This window comes from Sphingobium sp. SA916 (assembly GCF_002894065.1).
Classification (GTDB): Bacteria; Pseudomonadota; Alphaproteobacteria; order Sphingomonadales; family Sphingomonadaceae; genus Sphingobium; species Sphingobium fuliginis.
Genome location: NZ_LXYF01000082.1, coordinates 1 through 16,283, shown reverse-complemented (window position 1 = coordinate 16,283; position 16,283 = coordinate 1). Strand labels below are relative to the sequence as shown.

General features: G+C 62.8%; 16 protein-coding genes and 2 pseudogenes. 11 read left to right on the top strand and 7 right to left on the bottom strand.

The annotated features are described in order from the left end of the window. Nucleotides 1-48: 48 nt before the first annotated feature. Together A8G00_RS22020 and mobQ are read right to left on the bottom strand one after the other, a co-directional pair. Nucleotides 49-549 carry a hypothetical protein gene (locus A8G00_RS22020; protein WP_103001683.1) on the bottom strand — a complete coding sequence of 167 codons (501 nt, stop codon included), beginning with the start codon at nt 547-549 and terminating at the stop codon, nt 49-51. Beyond that, on the bottom strand, nt 546-1,637 hold the full coding sequence (gene mobQ, locus A8G00_RS22015) for a MobQ family relaxase (protein ID WP_103001682.1): 1,092 nt from the start codon (nt 1,635-1,637) through the stop codon (nt 546-548). Before mobQ ends, A8G00_RS22020 begins: the two co-directional genes overlap by 4 nt. Before the next feature lie 171 nt (nt 1,638-1,808). On the opposite strand from mobQ, the gene A8G00_RS24895 reads away from it, so the two are divergent. From A8G00_RS24895 to A8G00_RS21995, 4 genes are all read left to right on the top strand, one after another. Then, nucleotides 1,809-2,108: a mobilization protein gene (locus A8G00_RS24895; RefSeq protein WP_146032635.1), complete on the top strand. Its 300-nt coding sequence runs from the start codon at nt 1,809-1,811 to the stop codon at nt 2,106-2,108. Beyond that, nucleotides 2,101-2,325 (top strand): hypothetical protein, encoded by a 225-nt coding sequence (locus A8G00_RS22005; RefSeq protein WP_253258055.1) that lies wholly within the window; start codon nt 2,101-2,103, stop codon nt 2,323-2,325. The genes A8G00_RS24895 and A8G00_RS22005 overlap by 8 nt, the downstream gene beginning before the upstream one ends. 15 nt (nt 2,326-2,340) lie before the next feature. Next, nucleotides 2,341-3,897, top strand: coding sequence for a type IV secretory system conjugative DNA transfer family protein (locus tag A8G00_RS22000; protein WP_216365653.1), 1,557 nt, complete (start codon nt 2,341-2,343; stop codon nt 3,895-3,897). A 469-nt stretch (nt 3,898-4,366) separates the two neighbouring features. Beyond that, the gene (locus tag A8G00_RS21995; RefSeq protein WP_216365652.1) at nt 4,367-5,425 is read left to right on the top strand and encodes a replication initiator protein A; all 1,059 of its coding nucleotides are present in this window, start codon (nt 4,367-4,369) and stop codon (nt 5,423-5,425) included. 41 nt (nt 5,426-5,466) lie between these two features. Here A8G00_RS21995 and A8G00_RS21990 read toward each other — a convergent pair whose 3' ends face one another. The 3 genes from A8G00_RS21990 to A8G00_RS21980 form a co-directional block, all read right to left on the bottom strand. Then, the gene (locus A8G00_RS21990) at nt 5,467-5,760 is read right to left on the bottom strand and encodes a ribbon-helix-helix domain-containing protein (protein WP_103001680.1); all 294 of its coding nucleotides are present in this window, start codon (nt 5,758-5,760) and stop codon (nt 5,467-5,469) included. Continuing rightward, the gene (parA, locus tag A8G00_RS21985; protein WP_103001679.1) at nt 5,757-6,410 is read right to left on the bottom strand and encodes a ParA family partition ATPase; all 654 of its coding nucleotides are present in this window, start codon (nt 6,408-6,410) and stop codon (nt 5,757-5,759) included. The genes A8G00_RS21990 and parA overlap by 4 nt, the downstream gene beginning before the upstream one ends. Nucleotides 6,411-6,482: 72 nt before the next feature. After that, a complete protein-coding gene (locus A8G00_RS21980) occupies nt 6,483-7,031 on the bottom strand; it encodes a recombinase family protein (protein ID WP_103001685.1) in 549 nt (182 codons plus the stop codon). Nucleotides 7,032-7,350: 319 nt separating this feature from the next. Here A8G00_RS21980 and A8G00_RS21975 point away from each other — a divergent pair, with 319 nt between their 5' ends. Both A8G00_RS21975 and A8G00_RS21970 read left to right on the top strand, forming a co-directional pair. Further along, nucleotides 7,351-9,651 carry a TonB-dependent receptor gene (locus A8G00_RS21975; RefSeq protein ID WP_103001678.1) on the top strand — a complete coding sequence of 767 codons (2,301 nt, stop codon included), beginning with the start codon at nt 7,351-7,353 and terminating at the stop codon, nt 9,649-9,651. Nucleotides 9,652-9,740: 89 nt separating this feature from the next. Continuing rightward, the gene (locus tag A8G00_RS21970; protein WP_103001677.1) at nt 9,741-11,024 is read left to right on the top strand and encodes an ACS family MFS transporter; all 1,284 of its coding nucleotides are present in this window, start codon (nt 9,741-9,743) and stop codon (nt 11,022-11,024) included. 965 nt (nt 11,025-11,989) lie between these two features. On the opposite strand, the gene A8G00_RS21965 is transcribed toward A8G00_RS21970, so the two are convergent. Then, nucleotides 11,990-12,625: a recombinase family protein gene (locus A8G00_RS21965; protein WP_103001676.1), complete on the bottom strand. Its 636-nt coding sequence runs from the start codon at nt 12,623-12,625 to the stop codon at nt 11,990-11,992. 133 nt (nt 12,626-12,758) lie between these two features. Between A8G00_RS21965 and A8G00_RS25940 the strand changes: the two are divergent. Next, nucleotides 12,759-14,414 (top strand): annotated as a pseudogene (locus tag A8G00_RS25940) (DUF4158 domain-containing protein); the annotation flags it as partial. A 15-nt stretch (nt 14,415-14,429) separates the two neighbouring features. On the opposite strand, the pseudogene A8G00_RS21955 reads toward A8G00_RS25940, so the two are convergent. Continuing rightward, nucleotides 14,430-14,585 (bottom strand): annotated as a pseudogene (locus A8G00_RS21955) (DUF4158 domain-containing protein); the annotation flags it as partial. Nucleotides 14,586-14,753: 168 nt separating this feature from the next. Here A8G00_RS21955 and A8G00_RS21950 point away from each other — a divergent pair. The 4 genes from A8G00_RS21950 to A8G00_RS21935 all read left to right on the top strand — a co-directional run. Beyond that, on the top strand, nt 14,754-15,323 hold the full coding sequence (locus A8G00_RS21950) for a recombinase family protein (protein WP_103001684.1): 570 nt from the start codon (nt 14,754-14,756) through the stop codon (nt 15,321-15,323). Nucleotides 15,324-15,426: 103 nt separating this feature from the next. Beyond that, nucleotides 15,427-15,747: a type II toxin-antitoxin system RelE/ParE family toxin gene (locus A8G00_RS21945; protein WP_103001675.1), complete on the top strand. Its 321-nt coding sequence runs from the start codon at nt 15,427-15,429 to the stop codon at nt 15,745-15,747. A 3-nt stretch (nt 15,748-15,750) separates the two neighbouring features. Beyond that, complete coding sequence (locus tag A8G00_RS21940) at nt 15,751-16,032, top strand: helix-turn-helix domain-containing protein (RefSeq protein ID WP_103001674.1); 282 nt, start codon at nt 15,751-15,753, stop codon at nt 16,030-16,032. Continuing rightward, nucleotides 16,032-16,283: hypothetical protein (locus tag A8G00_RS21935; RefSeq protein WP_103001673.1), on the top strand; the 252-nt coding region annotated here is incomplete at its 3' end. The genes A8G00_RS21940 and A8G00_RS21935, both read left to right, overlap by 1 nt.

The window sequence follows — 16,283 nt, the reverse complement described above, 5'->3', positions numbered from 1 at the left end:
CCCCTGCGCTGATGCCGTCAGTCATCCTCACGCTCTACGGGAAGGATGCTACCGCTCCCGATCGGGCCGCTGCGCCCTGACGCGCCCCGGAAACATCTCTTCGTGGATCGGCTCCACGACCGCCACCGCGCCCTTTTCGCTATCCCGCACCTTGCCTGGCTCGAACACCCGTCCCCGGTCGAGCTGATCGGCGATCCATTCTCGCGCCCGCGCCGCATCGCGGGCCGTCCCGTCAGGATCGCCCTTGTTCAGCCCCTTGGCGATCGCCTGGGCCACCATGTAATTCCCCTGCGCGGCCCGTAGCTCTGGGTCCGCCGCAGCTTCCTTGTCGGTCGCCTGCCTGAACCTGTCGCCCAGGGTCAGCACGCGACCGACGCCGGCACCCGATGCGCCGGCAGTGCCGGCGACGAGCTGGGCCAGCGTCTTGCCCATCGCGTCCACCTTGCCCTGCATCGTCTCGACCTGGCCCGCCAGATTCTCCACCGCCGCTAGCACGGCCCGCTGGGTCGCCAGCAGCGCCATCACAGGATCGTCGCTGTCATCGCTCATCGTTCGCGGCCCCTGTCCCGATCTCTGTCCCAGGTGCGCTCCCGATCGCGCTCGGCCTGATCGTGTTCCGCCCCGCCCTTGTCACCTATGCGGGACGCGATGCGATCGGCGACGCTTCCCGGCTCCGGGGTGTCGCGGTCACGCTCGCCCCGCTGCGCCGTCGCCTCCGCGATCCGCTCGGCCGCACCGCGATCGGCATCCTGCTGCTGACGCCCCCACGCCGCGCCCAGACGATCGCGCAGCCCCTGCGCCATATCCTTGGCCTTGTCGCCTAGACCCCGCATGGTTTCCGCGATCCTGGCGCTCAATTCGCGAAGCTGCTGCGTCAGCTCGCGCCGCTCCCGGTTGCGCGCCTGCACCCCGCGCTGTTCGTCACCGCGCTCGGTGGGCGTGCCCTTGCGCTCCATCGCCACCGCCGACAACGGCACCTTGCCTAGAGGCTCCCGGCCTAGATCCTCTTGCCCTTCCGCGTCGCCCCGATCGCGCGCGGCCTCGCGCTGATCCTTCAAGGACCGATGGTCTATGCGCTCATCGCACCCGGCCCGTTCCAACGCCTGGTTGGCGTGGGTTGCCCAGGCCGAACGCCACCCCTCAAGCCGCTCGGCCGCGTTCCAGTCCCGGTTCTTCTTTCCGAACCCCTCGCCGGTGAGGTCGCGCATGGTCAGCATGACATGCGCGTGCGGCTGCTCCTGGCCGTCCGCCGAATGACCCCGGTGCAGCGACACGTCCGCAATCATGCCTTGGGACACGAACTGCTCGCGCACATAGCTGTCGACCAGAGCGCGCCGTCCCTCTGCGTCCAACTCACGCGGAAGGGAGATTTCCACCTCGCGGGCAAGCTGGGCGTCCTTGCGGCGCTCGGCCGCCTCGACGCCGTTCCACAGGCGCGAGCGATCGAGCATCCAGTCGGGCGTGCGATCGGGGGCCATGATCTCGCGATGCTCGATGTCCGACTTGCGCGTGTAGTCGTGGCATTTGCCCAGGCGCTCGTCGGTCAGCCGCTCGCCCGACCGATAGGCAGCGGCGGCCACCGCGCTGCGTCCGGTGGCCCGCGAGATGACTTTGACGGAACAATGGTAGATCGCCACGGGCCGCGCGCCTTCTTACTTCCTGCACTTAAGGGGGAAGCCGTCCGGCGGGGGCAACGCCCCCACGAGGACCACGCACAATGGGAACCAATGTATAAGCGTGCCCTTAGCTACGCTAAGGTAGCCTCATGCTGTTCTGCTTGCTATAGCGAATTGCCATAGGAGGACCGCATGGCACGGACACCCGTTGAAGAGCGCCTGGAGAAAATGCGCGAGGACGAGCGCAAGTTGCGCGAGCGGCGAAAGGCGCTTGAGGCCCGCGTCTCTGTCGAACGTCGCAAGGCCGAAACCCGCGAGCGCATCATGCTTGGCGCGTTCATCCTTCACCACATAGACGAGGATACGCCCACGGGTCGCCAGCTCGCCCCGCTCCTGCAACGTGAGTTGCCGCTGTTCCTGAGCCGTGAGCGCGACCATGCTTTGATGGCCCCTCTGCTCAAGCGGCTGAAGGATGGAGAACGCCATGAATGAAGATGCTGTCGTAAAAGCTATGGGAACGGCTCTGTCCGTTCTCGCTGCTGCCTTAGAGCGTGGCGGTGTGATGAAGGGCCAGGAACTGGCTAACCTTCTCGGTATGATCGGAACGGTTACAAGTGAGGATGGCGATCCAGACCAAGGGCTGATCCTCGGAGCTTGGTCAGCCATGATCTCGGATTCGGCAGGGAAAGCCGTGAAATACGATAACTGACCAGGAGAAAGAATGATGGCAGGGCCGCTGGTCGGAGGTGAACGGGGCGTGGGCTGTGGCCTGACTGTCGGCGGCGGTTTCGCCATCCTGCTCGGCACCCAATGGCTGCTCGAAAAGATACTGCCTGTGTCGATCGCCAGCACCATCGCCTGGGCCGCGCTGGTCGCCTTCGGGGTGGCGGTCTGGAAGTTCAACCGGCGCTGCGGTCGCAACGAGCTGCTTGGCTCTGCCGCATTTGGATCGCGCGCCGATGTGCGCGGTCTGGAAACCAACAGTGGCGATCTGCTCATCGGGCGATCGGCCAAGTCGGGCAAGCTGCTGCGCTATGGCGGCCCCGCCCATCTGCTGACCATGGCCCCGACCCGCAGCGGCAAGGGCGTCGGCACCATCATCCCCAATCTGCTGACCCTCGACCGCTCGGTGATCTGCATCGATCCCAAAGGCGAAAACGCCCGCGTCACCGCCAGGGCGCGCAGTGCGCGCGGCAAGGTCTGGTGCCTCGATCCGTTCGGGGTGTCCGGGCAACCCCCTGCCCGCTATAATCCGCTCGACCGGCTCGACCCGGCCAGCCTCGATCTGACCGAAGATGCGATGACACTGGCCGACGCCTTGGTCCACGATGCCGCAGGGCAAGGCGGCGATGCCCATTGGAACGAGGAAGCCAAGGCGCTGATCGCCGGTCTGATCCTCTATGCCGTGGTCCATGAGGACCGCGAACATCGCACCTTGGCAACCGTGCGCGAATATCTGACCCTTACCCCCAAGGGGTTTGCCGATCTGCTCACGCTGATGCAGGACAGCCGCGGCGCCGGTGGCCTGATCGCCCGCGCCGCCAACCGCCAGCTCGGCAAGTCCGATCGCGAAGCCGCAGGGGTGTTATCGTCGGCCCAGCGGCACACCCATTTTCTCGACAGTCCCCGGATCGTTGCCAGCACATCGGCCTCGGACTTCACCTTTGCAGGGTTGAAAGAGGGGGTTTCCACGGTGTTTCTGTGCCTCCCCCCTGACCGGCTCGACGCTTATTCACGCTGGTTGCGGCTGCTGGTCGCCCAGGCACTCACCGACATGGCCCGATCGCCGGTCAAACCGGCGCGGCCCGTCCTGTTCCTGCTCGATGAGTTCGCCGCCTTGGGCAGGCTGGAACCTGTCGAGCGGGCTATGGGCCTGATGGCTGGATACGGGTTGCAGCTCTGGCCGATCCTACAGGACATGCACCAGTTGCGCGCCCTCTATGGCGAGCGCGCGGGCACCTTCATGTCGAACGCCGGGGTGTTTCAGGCGTTCGGGGTAAACGACCTCGCCACCGCCGAATTGCTATCGAAGATACTGGGGCAGGAAACCCTCGAATATCAGACGGCGGGTTATTCGCAGGGCAGCAGGATCGGCGGGGCTAGGCTCACCCAATCGGCCAGCACCCATATCAGCGCCCGAAACCTCATGAACCCTGACGAAATCATGCGGATGCCGCCCACCGACCAATTGTTGATGCTCCAGGGGCAGGCCCCGTTGATAGTGGAGAAGATCCGATATTACGATCAGCGCGAGTTTGCCGGGCTGGCCGATCCCGGCTGAGCGGCTACAGGACGCGCGATCATCGCCGATGGCGCAGCCGGAAGGGAAAGGCGTGCAACCCCTCCTCCTGATCGCCCTGGACCTCTCCGCACGACGCTAGGGCGCGATTGAGCGATGACTCTGCCCCACTTCCCTCTCGGAAGCCCAGCGACCGTAGGTCGCCCCGTGACGGCATCGCCGTCACACATCAAACAACTTATTGGCCCGGAGGGGCAATTCTATATGCTTTTTGCTTAGGTGTTATTATGTGTTAGATTCAGTGTTACGGTCGGGAAAATCGCAATTTACCGTCTATAATTCAGATATTTAATCGGAATACCGGTGGGTGATAACACGATAAACGGTGTGTGAAAGCACGAAGTTTGGTGGGTGAAAACACAATCAAAAAACGCCCCTTATGCACAGCCGCCGGTGGGTGAAAACACGATACTCGTTGCTTTGGTGGGTGAAAACACGATAGCTTTGACAGGTGGGTGAAAACACGAATCAAGAGGACCGCTCCCCCCTCCTGCCGGATCGCTATCCGCAGCAGGATTTCTTCGTGTGCGACATCTTCGATGCTGCGCCCAAGGCCGACATGGCTGCGATGGAGCATCCGATTTTCAGCGTGTCCACAAAGCCCGATTTCACCAAACGGGCCTATGAACACGGCAACGCGATCCTGCGCGTATCCCCTTCCCCCAACGGCCTCGCAACCGTCCATGATCGCGATGTGCTGATCTATTGCATTAGCCAAATTATGGCCGCTCTCAATAAAGGGCAGAAGGTTAGCCAGGTCGTCCGCTTCAAGGCTTACGATCTGCTCGTCGCAACCAATCGCGGCACCGACGGACGCGGTTATGAACAGCTCAAGGCCGCGTTCAAACGGCTGCAAGGCACACAGATAGAAACGAATATCATCACGGGTGGGCAAGCCCAATGGGACGTTTTTAGCTTGGTAGATCGAGCCTCGATCATCCGCGAAAGTTTCGACGGCCGCATGATCGACGTGGAAGTGAAGCTGTCCGACTGGGTGTTTAATGCCATTCGGGCAAAGGAAGTGCTGACTCTCAATCGTCGCTATTTCCGACTGCGGAAGCCTCTGGAACGCCGCCTTTATGAAATCGCTCGCAAGCATTGCGGATGGCCTGGAAAGCCCGTCAAATTTGGCCTCGATACGATCCAAAAGAAGTGTGGATCACAATCGACCGCCAAGGAATTCAAGCGGCTCCTCAAGGTTATAGTTGAGCAGGACGTGCTGCACGGTCACTTCCCAGATTACTCGATCGAACTCAACGAGGTCGGGGATCAAGTGACCTTCACCCCACGCTCGGCCAAGTCCGCCCTGCCTCAAACGACGCTGTTTCCGATGATCTCAAACACCGCGCTAGAACGCGCCAGATCGGTCGCACCTGGCTATGACGTATATGCGCTCAAGGCGGATTACTTAGCATTCTGGGACGACAAAGGACGGCAAGAGTTGAAAAATCCCGATGCAGCGTTCCTGGGCTGGTGCAAGAGGCGGCACGAGCGGAATCCGCTGCGCTAACCTCTCCGCTCACATGCAAACATGACCACATGTTTTCATGTTCACTTGCCTACAGGACTTTCGCCCATTTTGCGGAGCCAGTCGTTGAACGCCTCGCCCATTGCATCCTGTAAGCTCATGCCGTTCTTGCGGGCGGTCATGTGCATGGCGAACGACATTTCGGGGCTGAAATAGCCGGTCATGGCCTTCTTGCCCTGACGGCTCGGCGCGGTCGCGCTACCGGTTGTGGTTGTGCTGTCGGCCGCTGCCGGATTGATCGCCGCCTTGCCTGGTGCTTCGGATTTTGGTGCGGGTTCGCGGTCGCGAAGCGCGAGCAATGATCCTTTGCGGCTCATGCGGCATTCCTCCGTTTTTTAGATGCTTGCATGTTTACATGATGACATGCCCACTTATAAAGTTCACGCACTTCTTCGGCCGCTTTGCCATTAGGTTCGATTTCCATGGCGGTCTTGCCCTCGGCGGCTGCGTGGCGGAACGCGGCTCGGTCAGCAATGATATGGGGGCAGGCTTCGAGGCCGTAGCCCTTCACTACCTGGGTGGCCTCATCATACATGCGCGGGGCAGTCGGGCTGCCTGCGGTGAAGATCACAAAGGCGGGCTTGCCGCGCATCTTCACCAGGCTGGCCGTGGTTTGCACGGCAGCAAGATCGAAGGCGCTCGGTCGGCACGGGATTAGAACCAAATCAGCGGCTTCAGCAGCGGCACTGGCGGCGCTGTCGGCATGGGGCGGAGTGTCGATCACGATAAAGTCCGCGCCTTGGGTCGTGGCCTGCTCAATCTTAGCAGCAAGGCGAGGAGGGGCGCTGTCGATCACGACGGGCGGAGCATCTTTTCGCCACGCTGCCCATTGACTGGCCGTCGCCTGCGGGTCGAGGTCAATCACTAGTGCGGTATGGCCCGCATCCTCGGCGGCGGCGGCCAAATGAAGGGCGAGCGTGGTTTTCCCCGCGCCACCTTTCTGGCTGATTATAGCGATTATTGGCATGTGGCCTCCCTTACATGTTCACATGTTTGCATGTGGCCATAAAGCGCCAATTCGCCAGAATAGTAAAGAGGACTACCGCCCGACGAGCCGCGATATGGTTGCCTGACTGACATCGAACAGTGCGGCGACGGTTCGCTGCGTGTCACCGGCAGCTAGCCTATCCAACGCCTTTGCCTGCTGATGTGGGGTAAGGGCTGTCTTACGCCCGAACTTGACGCCACGCGCCCTTGCCTGGGCACGCCCTGCGCCGGTGCGCTCGGCGATCCGCTGGCGCTCCCAGCTCGCCGCGACGCCGAGCACCGCGATCACGACCTCGGCGAGTTGCGATGTCGTGTCCAGCATCGGCTCCGCGATCGAGCGGAAGCCGGCACCGGCCTCCTTCACCGAATGGAGGATATTGAGCAGGTCGCGCGTGTTGCGGGCGAGGCGATCGGTCGCCGTCACCATCAGCACGTCGCCGGGATCGAGCGCGCCGATCGCTCGCTTGAGCTGGCGCCGCTCGGCCGACGCGCCGCTGATCTTCTCGCGGAAGATTTTGGTGCAGCCGGCGGCCTCAAGCTGGGCGAGCTGCTGGGCCAGGTCCTGGCCGTTGGTCGAGACGCGCGCATAGCCGTAAATCATGGCGCGATTCTGCATCAGATTTTTGCATCAGGGAAGGGCGCGGAAAACTGCGCTTTTCGGTTTGATGCAAAACTTTTTGAGTTTTGGATCACAAAGGATGCAGCGCTTGTAGCAGATCCATCGTGAAAATGGGCTTGCGTTCAGTTGAGAAATGCGTTTCGTAATGGCCAACGGTCGGTGTGGGGAGGCTCTAATGCGGGCTTAGAGTTCGCAAGTACCTGACGGAAGAATGGCGGGCCACATGAAATCTGGCACCAGAGTATCAAAAGCATAATCACATCAATGAGATAACGATAATATCGAATGGGGAGAGGGGAATATGAAGGCTAGAACCAGCAGTTCCGCGTGTGTGCGGCGGACGATCGGCGCGGCGCTTGTGGTGGCCAGCCTGCCCGGCGTGGCGCGCGCACAGGACGGCGTCGCGGTCGCCCAGCAGCCGTCGCCCGCCATGTCGGCGACCGATGCGCTGCAGCAGGACATCGTCGTTACGGCGCGCAAGCGCGGCCTCGAGCAGGCGCAGAAGGTTCCTGCGGCGATCACCGCCTTCGGCGACGCCCAGATCCAGGCGCTCAACGTCCGCGACCTCAAGAGTCTGACGGCGACGATGCCCAACGTGCAGCTCGACGGCATCGGCACGGCCAAGGGAACCGCAAACTTCACGATCCGCGGACTCGGCATCAACACATCCGTCCCTTCGATCGATCCGACCGTCGGCGTGTTCGTCAACGGGGTGTATCTGGGAGTCACCTCGGGCGTCGTCATGGACGATTTTGACCTCGAGGCGATAGAGGTTCTCAGAGGACCGCAGGGTGTGCTGTTCGGACGCAATGTCACCGGCGGTGCGGTGCTCATCCGCACCAAGCGTCCGACCAACGATCTGACCGGCACGTTTCGCGCCGGCATCGAGACCGGCCCGAACATCACCACCGACGCCGCCATCTCTGGGCCGCTAGCGAAGGATGTGCTCAGCGCTCGTCTTGCAGTGTACTACAGCCATGATGACGGCTGGTTCAATAATGAATTCGACGACTCGAAGCTTGGAAAATCGCGCTTCATTAATATCCGCCCGTCGATATTGTTCACGCCGAACCCAGACGTCGAGCTCATCGCGCGCTTTGAGCATGGCGAAGGCCGGGGCGACGGTGGCGTGTTCCAGAACGAGGCCATTTTCCCGCGCGGCAGTTTTCGTACCCAGTCGAACGAAGGCGGCGGCTTCTTTCGATCACGCTGGAATCAGCTGACCGGCGAGCTCAACTGGAAGGTGCCGTTCGGCAATGGGACCGTCACCGCGATCGGCGGCTGGCGGGAATTTCGCGGCCGCGACAAGGTCGACGTGGACGGCACGACCCAGACGACCTTTAACCTCGACCTGCTGACCGACCAGAACCAGCGCAGCGCCGAACTGCGCTATGCCGGGACCTTCGGCGATTTCGCGGTCACCGTCGGCGGCTTCTATTTCAACCAGCACATCTTCTATCTAGAAGGACGCACGACCCGGTTCAATCTCGCAGCTCCGGCCACCTTCCGGGTCGGCGGCGGCACCTCGATCAACGAATCCTATGCGAGCTTTGGGTCGCTCGACTGGCATGTCACGTCGACCATCACCCTCAATGCAGGCGTGCGCGTGAACCGCGAGACGAAGAAGTCGAATCTGTCGCGCGTCCGCGCGGCGACGGATTCGCTCGGCGGCGCGCCGGGCAACGACATTCTGGGGGAGGGCATGATCGGCGGCGACCTCGACGCGCACACGATCAACATCTCGGACCCCAACATCAACCAGAAATGGAATGATGTCTCGCCCAAGGTCGGGTTCCAGTGGCAGCCGTCGGACAGCACCAACGTCTATGGCTACTGGGCGAAGGGCTTCAGGAGCGGCGGCCTCAACATCCGCCACACCGGACTGGGCGCCCCGCCCACGACCTTCGATTCCGAAACCCAGTACGCCTACGAACTTGGCTGGAAACAGGATCTGTTCGATCGCAAGGCGCGCATCAACCTGGCGCTGTTCCGCAGCAATATCAAGGGTATCCAGCGCGACAGCAACATTCCCGATTCGGTGCTCGGCAATGTTCAGATCATCAAGAATGCGGGGAACGCGAGGGTCCAGGGCTTCGAGGGCGAAGCCAGGTTTGCCGTCGCCCGGGGGCTGCTGCTGTCCGGGCAGTTCGGCTACACGGACGGCAAATATACCAAGCTGACCGCCGACCTCAACGGCAACGGCCAGATCGGCGAACCCGCCGATTTTGCGCTGAAGCTCCCGCGTCTCGCGCCGTGGACCTATGGCGGATCGGTGGTCTACGATCTGCCGGTGTTGGACGAGATGAATGTCTCCGCGCGCGTGGCCTACAACCATCGCGACGGATCGTTCTATACCGTGAACAACACCACTATCCTGCGCTCGGTGGAGATGATCGACGCCAGTCTCGCGCTGACGCCGGCCTCCCGGCGGTGGTCCGTCTCGGTCTACGGCAACAACCTCCTCGATCGCGCCACCTGGGACAGCCAGTCGGCCTTTCCGAACGTTCCGGCGCTCGGCGGCAACGGCGGGGGTGGCGGCATCGCCTTCAACGCGCTCAACCGGGGACGGGTGATCGGCGTGAACGCAAGGGTCAATTGGTAGGGTGTGGATGGCGACCAGTCGATTGAGGGTGTGCCGCACGCAGCGACCGAGGGCACGGGACTTTCGCGGCAGAGCATGGCGGTGACGCCATGACCCGGTCCGATCCACGCATCTCGAAGCGTGCTATCATCGTCTTGATGTGCTTCTTGGCGATGTTGATCTGCTACATCGACAGGGTCAGCATGTCGACGGGCGTCGTCGCGATGGCCGAGGAGTTCGGCTGGTCGAACACCGAGCGCGGATGGGTGCTCTCGGCGTTCTTCGGCGGCTATCTCGTCGCGCAGATCCCGGGCGGTTGGATCACCAATCGCTTTGGCGGGCGGCTGGTCATGGGCATCTCGCTGCTGTGGTGGTCGTTGATGACGATGGTCACCCCGCTCGCGGCGTTCGGCTCGGTCGCGCTGCTCATCGTCACGCGCATCGCGATGGGGGTCGGCGAGGCGGCGGTGACGTCGTGCATCTACAACCTCGCGTCGCGATGGCTGCTCCCGCACGAGCGATCGCGGGCGATGACCGTGATGATCGGCGGTATTCCGATGGGGACGCTGATCGCCCTGCTCACCTCGACATGGCTGATCCAGACCTGGTCGTGGCCGGCAATGTTCTACGCCTTCGGCCTGCTGGGTTTCGTGTTCGCGCTCTTCTGGTTCCGCATCGTGCACGCAACTCCGCGCGAGGATCCCGCGATCAGCCTCGACGAGCGCGCGCTGCTGGCATCGGCGGACACGGCGTCCGCGGCCGAAGCCTCGGCCGCGGACCGTCATGTGCCGTGGGCGAAGCTGCTGAAAAGTCCCTCGGTCTGGGCGCTGATCACGAACCATTTCTGCAGCAACTGGAGCCTTTACATCCTGCTGGGCTGGCTGCCGTCATATTTCCGGCGCTACTCCGAACTGGGGATCGGCAGCGTCGGCCTCTACTCCGCGCTGCCGTGGCTGCTGCTCTTCATCGTCGGCAATCTCGCCGGCCTGATCAGCGACCGGCTGATCAGGCGTGGCTGGAGCATCGTGTGCGTTCGCAAAACGATGCAGGCCATCGGGCTGGTCGGGTCGGCCGCCGGCCTCGCCATCGCGTCGTTCGTCACCACGCCGCTCGCCGCGGTCGTGGCGCTGTGCTTCTCGCTCGGCCTGCTGGGCTTCACGTGGGCCGGGTTCGGGCCGAACCACCTCGACATCGCCCCGCGCCACGCCGACGTCCTTGCGGGGCTGACCAACACCGCCGGGACCCTGCCCGGGGTGATCGGTGTCATCCTGACGGGGATCATCATCGATATCAGCGGAAGCTTTGCCCTGGTCTTTCAGATTTCGGTCATCATCAACTTGATCGGCGTTGCGATCTGGCTTCGCTGGGCGAGCGGGAAGCCGGTCGTAACCTAGCGCCGTACCCGCCCGCGCCGCCGCGACGGCGGGGTGAGCCGTGCTGCATTTGAACCAGCGAACTACTGATTAGAGCGTTTTGCCGGCCGACCTGAGTCGAAGGGGATTGAACAAACCCGCTGACGCGCAAGATGTGTAGGTATTGGCTGGAATGGCCGAGACAGGCTGAAGGCATTGGAGCACGAGATGAGGGAGCTTCGCCGTGCGAACGAGACCTGACAGTCCCTTCTGCGCAGGCGGAGCTTGAGCGCCACGGCAAATGGTGATGTCCTTCACCACCCGCTCAGCAGGGGCCTTAGCCGGCGATTTTTTCAAGGAGGGTTGGGGCTTCATCTTCGTTCCTTCGTCACTACGACGAAGCCCCAACCCTCCTTAATTCACAACCTCAAATCTGTGCCATGGGTGCTGACGGCGGACAGGCGCTGACCTCTGATCGGGAGCATCCCGCGTGAGGCAACGCGGGTGCCCGGGTAATTGTCGCTGGCGTCAATTACCCGCGCGCCTTCCTGACCGTCTCCAGTCCCACCAATGCGACGCCCAGCGACATATACAATCTCGGCTAATTGTCGCTGGCCCGTTGCCAGATTCCACCAACCGTGGTAGCCAAATCCACCACTCGGCGCGGCCCTCTACCGGCCATCATAATCGCCGCCGACCGGCCTCCCTAATCGTCGCGCTACAGGTCATCTCGTTTTCAGCCGCGCGGATTTCCACGCGCTGGTCGCGTTCGCCATGCCGATCGCGCAGACCGTGACCCAGCCCTCGCGGCTTGCCGCCCTCCCATATCGTCGTCCGCAATGACCGACATGCTCAAGGGATAGGTCGAACACGCAGTTGATTCCCACGGGTAGCCTCTGCTGGCATCGTACCAGATTTGTTTCGCCCTTAACGCGTCACTTTCGTGTAGTCGGGGTCCGGTGAGAGGATGGACAAAAACGTACGCTAAGCTTGGCGAGCGCTGATCCTCACGGATGCGCGCGTGTTTTGCGTGCCAGGAGCTTCTGACCGTCAGGTCTTATCTGACCATCGGGCGTGACGTGACGATAGAGCGTTTGCCGGGTGACGCCCAACTCGGCGCATAGCTCGGCGACCTTGGTTTCGGGCTTCCCCATCGCGGCTTGTGCGAGGCGCAGCTTGGCCGGCGTCATCTTGAACGGCCGTCCGCCATGTCGCCCGCGTGCACGGGCGGAGGCGAGACCGGCGCGCGTCCGCTCCGCAATCAACTCGCGCTCGAACTCGGCGAGCGCCGCGAAGATGCCGAAGATGAGGCGGCCATTGGCGGTGCCGGTGTCGATCGCTGCGCCTTCGCCGGCCAGCACCTTGAACCCGATGTTCCGCCGGGTCAGGTCATCGACCAGCATGACGAGGTGGCGCAAATCGCGGCCAAGGCGATCGAGCTTCCAGACAACGAGCGTATCGCCGGCCCGCAGCGCCTTCACGCAGGCATCGAGACCAGGCCGCCGATCGCGCCGCCCTGAAGCGGCATCCTCGTAGATATGATTGGGATCGACGCCGGCAGCGATCAGCGCATCGCGTTGCAGGTCATGCACCTGGCTGCCGTCCGCCTTGGACACCCGCGCGTAGCCGATCTGCGTCGTCACATATACGTCCGATTGCGTGACATGGCGCTGTTGCCCGTCAACTTCCTCCTGTTATGTAACATAATCCGTCTTTCAGTCTATGCTCCATGAACAGGTGCGGATTCCTGTTTCGTGACACGCAAACAGGATGCCGATGTCGCCCAAGACCATATTGTCACCCGCGCAGCGCATGGCGATCTTCGATCCCCCGACCGACCGCGAGACGATCGAACGGATTTACACTCTCGGTCCTGACGACCTGGTGCAGGTGATGAAGCGACGGGGCGGAGCCAATCGTATCGGCTATGCTGTCCAGATTTGCTATCTGCGCCATCCGGGCCGTGCCCTGCTTCCCGGCGAAGCGCCGGCGGCGGCCATGCTCGCGTTGCTGTGCGAACAGAGCGCCTGCCACCCTGATGATTTTCCGGCCTATGCCGCCCGCGCCACGACACTTCGCGAACATCGCGCGGAAATCGAGCTATGGCTGGGCCTGCGCCCTTTCAGCAGGGCGGACGTGAGGACCATGCTGTCCCTGGGGCTGGAGATCGCCGCATCGACCGATCGCGGCGAGACTATCGTTGCGGGCATGGTCGATCGGCTTCGGCTCGGCGGAATTGTCCTGCCCGCCGCATCGACACTCGAACGCCTCGCTCTCATTGCCCGAACGCAAACACGCAAAGCTGCCAATATCGGCCTGATCCGCGACTGCTCGGTCGAACAGGAAGCCGCATTGGAGCATCTTGTCGTTTCCGACGATCATGGCCGCACTTCGCTTGGCTGGATACGCGACTGGTCGGAATCCCCCCCGGCATCGAATCTGAAAGCAGTTGTCGCCAGGCTCGACACCGTGCGGGCTATCGGCATCACGGCGGAGCGCGCTCGCCACATCCATGCCGCACGCTATGCCGTGATCGCGCGGACCGCCGGCATCGTCACGGCCCAGCACCTTCGCCGCCTCGAACGCTCGCGCCGCCTTGCGATGTTGACGGCATTCGTCATCGAGATGGAGGCGGCCTTGACCGATACCGCGCTTGTCATGGTCGAGAAGATGGTGGGGTCGCTGTTCCGCCGCGCCGACCGTACCCGATCGGATCGATTGCTGGGGCAGGCACGGCTGCTGAAGGACACCGCCCGCATCCACGTCCAGCTCGGCAGCCTGCTGCTCAATGCCTATGCCGATGGGCGTGATGCCTTCGCGGCGATCGAGGATCGTTTGGGATGGGATGAACTCGTGCGCAGCGTCCGCTGCGCGGAGGATCTCACCCGGGCAGGCGACGACAGCCTTGAGGAAGTGGTGGAGCGCTACCCTGCTGCCCGCAAGTTCGCGCCGATCTTCCTCGCCGCGTTCACCTTTCGCGCGTCGCGTGCAGGCGACCCGCTGCTCTCGGCCGTCGAGACATTGAAGAAAATGTATCGCGATGGCCGCTCGGTCCTGCCGAAACAGGTTCCGACCAGCTTCATCAAGCCACGCTGGCGCAAGGTCGTGCAACCGGAGGGAGGAACGATCGACCGGCGGGCCTATGAGATGGCGGTGATCGTCCATCTGCGCGAGCGCATCGGTTCAGGCAGTATCTGGGTGGAGGGCAGCCGGGCCTACCGCACGCTCGACGACTATCTCCTGCCCGTGCCTGCGTTCGAGACCATGCGCGCGGACAACACCCTCAATCTGGCCGTGTCGTCGGACTTTGCCGCATGGATCGACGAACGGCGAACGCTGTTGAGCAGGCGAATGAGCGAGGTCGAGCGGGCGGCGGCGGCCGACGAGCTGACCGACGTCACCATCGAGCGCGGGCAACTGCTGATTTCTCCCGGCTTCCAGCACCCGCCCCGGCCAGCGCAGATACAGCATCAGCATCGCATAGCCGAGGCGGGTGGCGTCGCCACGCCGGGATGCGATCAGTTCGAGGTCGTCACGGGTCAAGGTGAAGTGGCGCGCGATCTCGCGTTCATCGAGCGACGGATCATAATGGCCCGCAAGCATCTCGCGGGTTAGCAGGTGTCTTCTGGCCAAGGTCGAACCCCTCCATGTCGCTGTCCGTCAGACGTCCGTTGGACGGCCACCGGGAATGTGTCCGTCAACTCTGGACCTTCGATGGCGATTCGGACAAGATCACTTGATGATGGGAAAACGGACACGATGGGGCGGCCCGTGGCGCTGATCGGCTATGCGCGGGTCTCCACCCCCGACCAGAAGCTCTCGCTCCAGCACGACGCGCTGAAGCGGGCGGGATGCGAACGTTTGTTCGACGATCAGGCGTCGGGCGCCAGGACCGACAGGCCCGGTCTTGCCGACGCGCTGGCCTATCTGCGCGCCGGCGACACGCTGGTGGTGTGGAAGCTCGATCGGCTCGGCCGCTCGATGCGCCACCTGATCGAGAAGATCGGCGAGCTGGCGGCGCGAGGCATCGGGTTCCGCTCGCTCACCGAGAACATCGACACCACCACGCCGGGAGGCATGCTGGTGTTCAATATCTTCGGCTCCCTCGCGCAGTTCGAGCGCGATCTGATCCGCGAGCGCACCCAGGCGGGCCTGCGCGCCGCGCGTGAGCGCGGCAGCAAGGGCGGTCGCCGCCCTGTCGTCACCCCCGACAAGCTACGCAAGGCGCGGGCGCATATCGCAGCGGGCCTCACCGTGCGCGAGGCCGCAGCTCGCCTGAAAATCGGCAAAACCGCCCTCTACAAAGCCCTCGAACAGACCGTCGCGACCGCCAAGACGTGATGTTGCCGGTCCGTTCTCCCCTAGCGTACGTAAAACGCACTTTCGTGTAGTGACCCCTTAAAGAGCGCTTGCCTTTATGTATCGAATTTGATACACTCTTACGGTGAAACAGATTTCGTTCCTGGGTGACAGCCTCGCTCGGCTTCGCGATTTTCCTGATGATGCCCGCTCCGAAGCGGGCCATCAGCTCAACGAGGTCCAGATTGGCAACGACCCCGACGACTGGAAGCCAATGAAAACCATCGGCCCCGGCGTGCGCGAAATCAGGATTAGAGAGCAATCCGGGGCTTTCCGGGTGATCTATCTGGCGACGTTACCGGAGGCAGTGCTTGTCCTCCACGCTTTCCAGAAGAAAACCCAGGCAACCCCGCAGAAAGACATTGAGCTGGCCGCAAACCGTTTACGGGCATGGAGGAAGGAATAGGCGATGGAAGTCCAGACTTTCGATAGCGTCTTTGACGCACTGGCCGACACCCCGGCTGAAGCCGCAAACATGAAGGCGCGTTCCGAACTGCTGTCGGCCCTGAAAAGCCGTATCCGCACCTGGGACATGCCGCAGGAAGCAGCGGCGGCACGCCTTGGCATCACCCGTCCCCGGCTCAACGATCTGCTGCGCGGGAAGCTCGGCAAATTCTCCCTCGATGCACTGGTGAACCTCGCCACGGCATCCGGCCTGACATTGGAAATCAGGATCGCGGAAGCGGCATAATGCTGTCGATCGACGTGGAGGCGCTGCGCGCCCAGGTGCGGGCGATGGACTATCTGCGCGGCACGCCTGACGAGGTGGCGCAGTGGCACGAGGAAATGGCTGAATCCCGCGCCAACCTTGCCATTGAAGACATGATCCTCTCGGCCGACGAGGAAGCCATGTTCGCGATGATGCTGGACGAGGGGCTACCCCCTGCGCTGATGCCGTCAGTCATCCTCACGCTCTACGGGAAGGATGCTACCGCTCCCGAT

What these genes read in the sequence shown, in the direction of transcription:
- A8G00_RS22020 (WP_103001683.1), bottom strand. Translation starts at nt 549, where the DNA reads ATGAGCGATGACAGCGACGATCCTGTGATGGCGCTGCTGGCGACCCAG.
- A8G00_RS24895 (WP_146032635.1), top strand. Translation starts at nt 1,809, where the DNA reads ATGGCACGGACACCCGTTGAAGAGCGCCTGGAGAAAATGCGCGAGGAC.
- A8G00_RS22005 (WP_253258055.1), top strand. Translation starts at nt 2,101, where the DNA reads ATGAATGAAGATGCTGTCGTAAAAGCTATGGGAACGGCTCTGTCCGTT.
- A8G00_RS22000 (WP_216365653.1), top strand. Translation starts at nt 2,341, where the DNA reads ATGGCAGGGCCGCTGGTCGGAGGTGAACGGGGCGTGGGCTGTGGCCTG.
- A8G00_RS21990 (WP_103001680.1), bottom strand. Translation starts at nt 5,760, where the DNA reads ATGAGCCGCAAAGGATCATTGCTCGCGCTTCGCGACCGCGAACCCGCA.
- parA (WP_103001679.1), bottom strand. Translation starts at nt 6,410, where the DNA reads ATGCCAATAATCGCTATAATCAGCCAGAAAGGTGGCGCGGGGAAAACC.
- A8G00_RS21980 (WP_103001685.1), bottom strand. Translation starts at nt 7,031, where the DNA reads ATGATTTACGGCTATGCGCGCGTCTCGACCAACGGCCAGGACCTGGCC.
- A8G00_RS21975 (WP_103001678.1), top strand. Translation starts at nt 7,351, where the DNA reads ATGAAGGCTAGAACCAGCAGTTCCGCGTGTGTGCGGCGGACGATCGGC.
- A8G00_RS21970 (WP_103001677.1), top strand. Translation starts at nt 9,741, where the DNA reads ATGACCCGGTCCGATCCACGCATCTCGAAGCGTGCTATCATCGTCTTG.
- A8G00_RS21940 (WP_103001674.1), top strand. Translation starts at nt 15,751, where the DNA reads ATGGAAGTCCAGACTTTCGATAGCGTCTTTGACGCACTGGCCGACACC.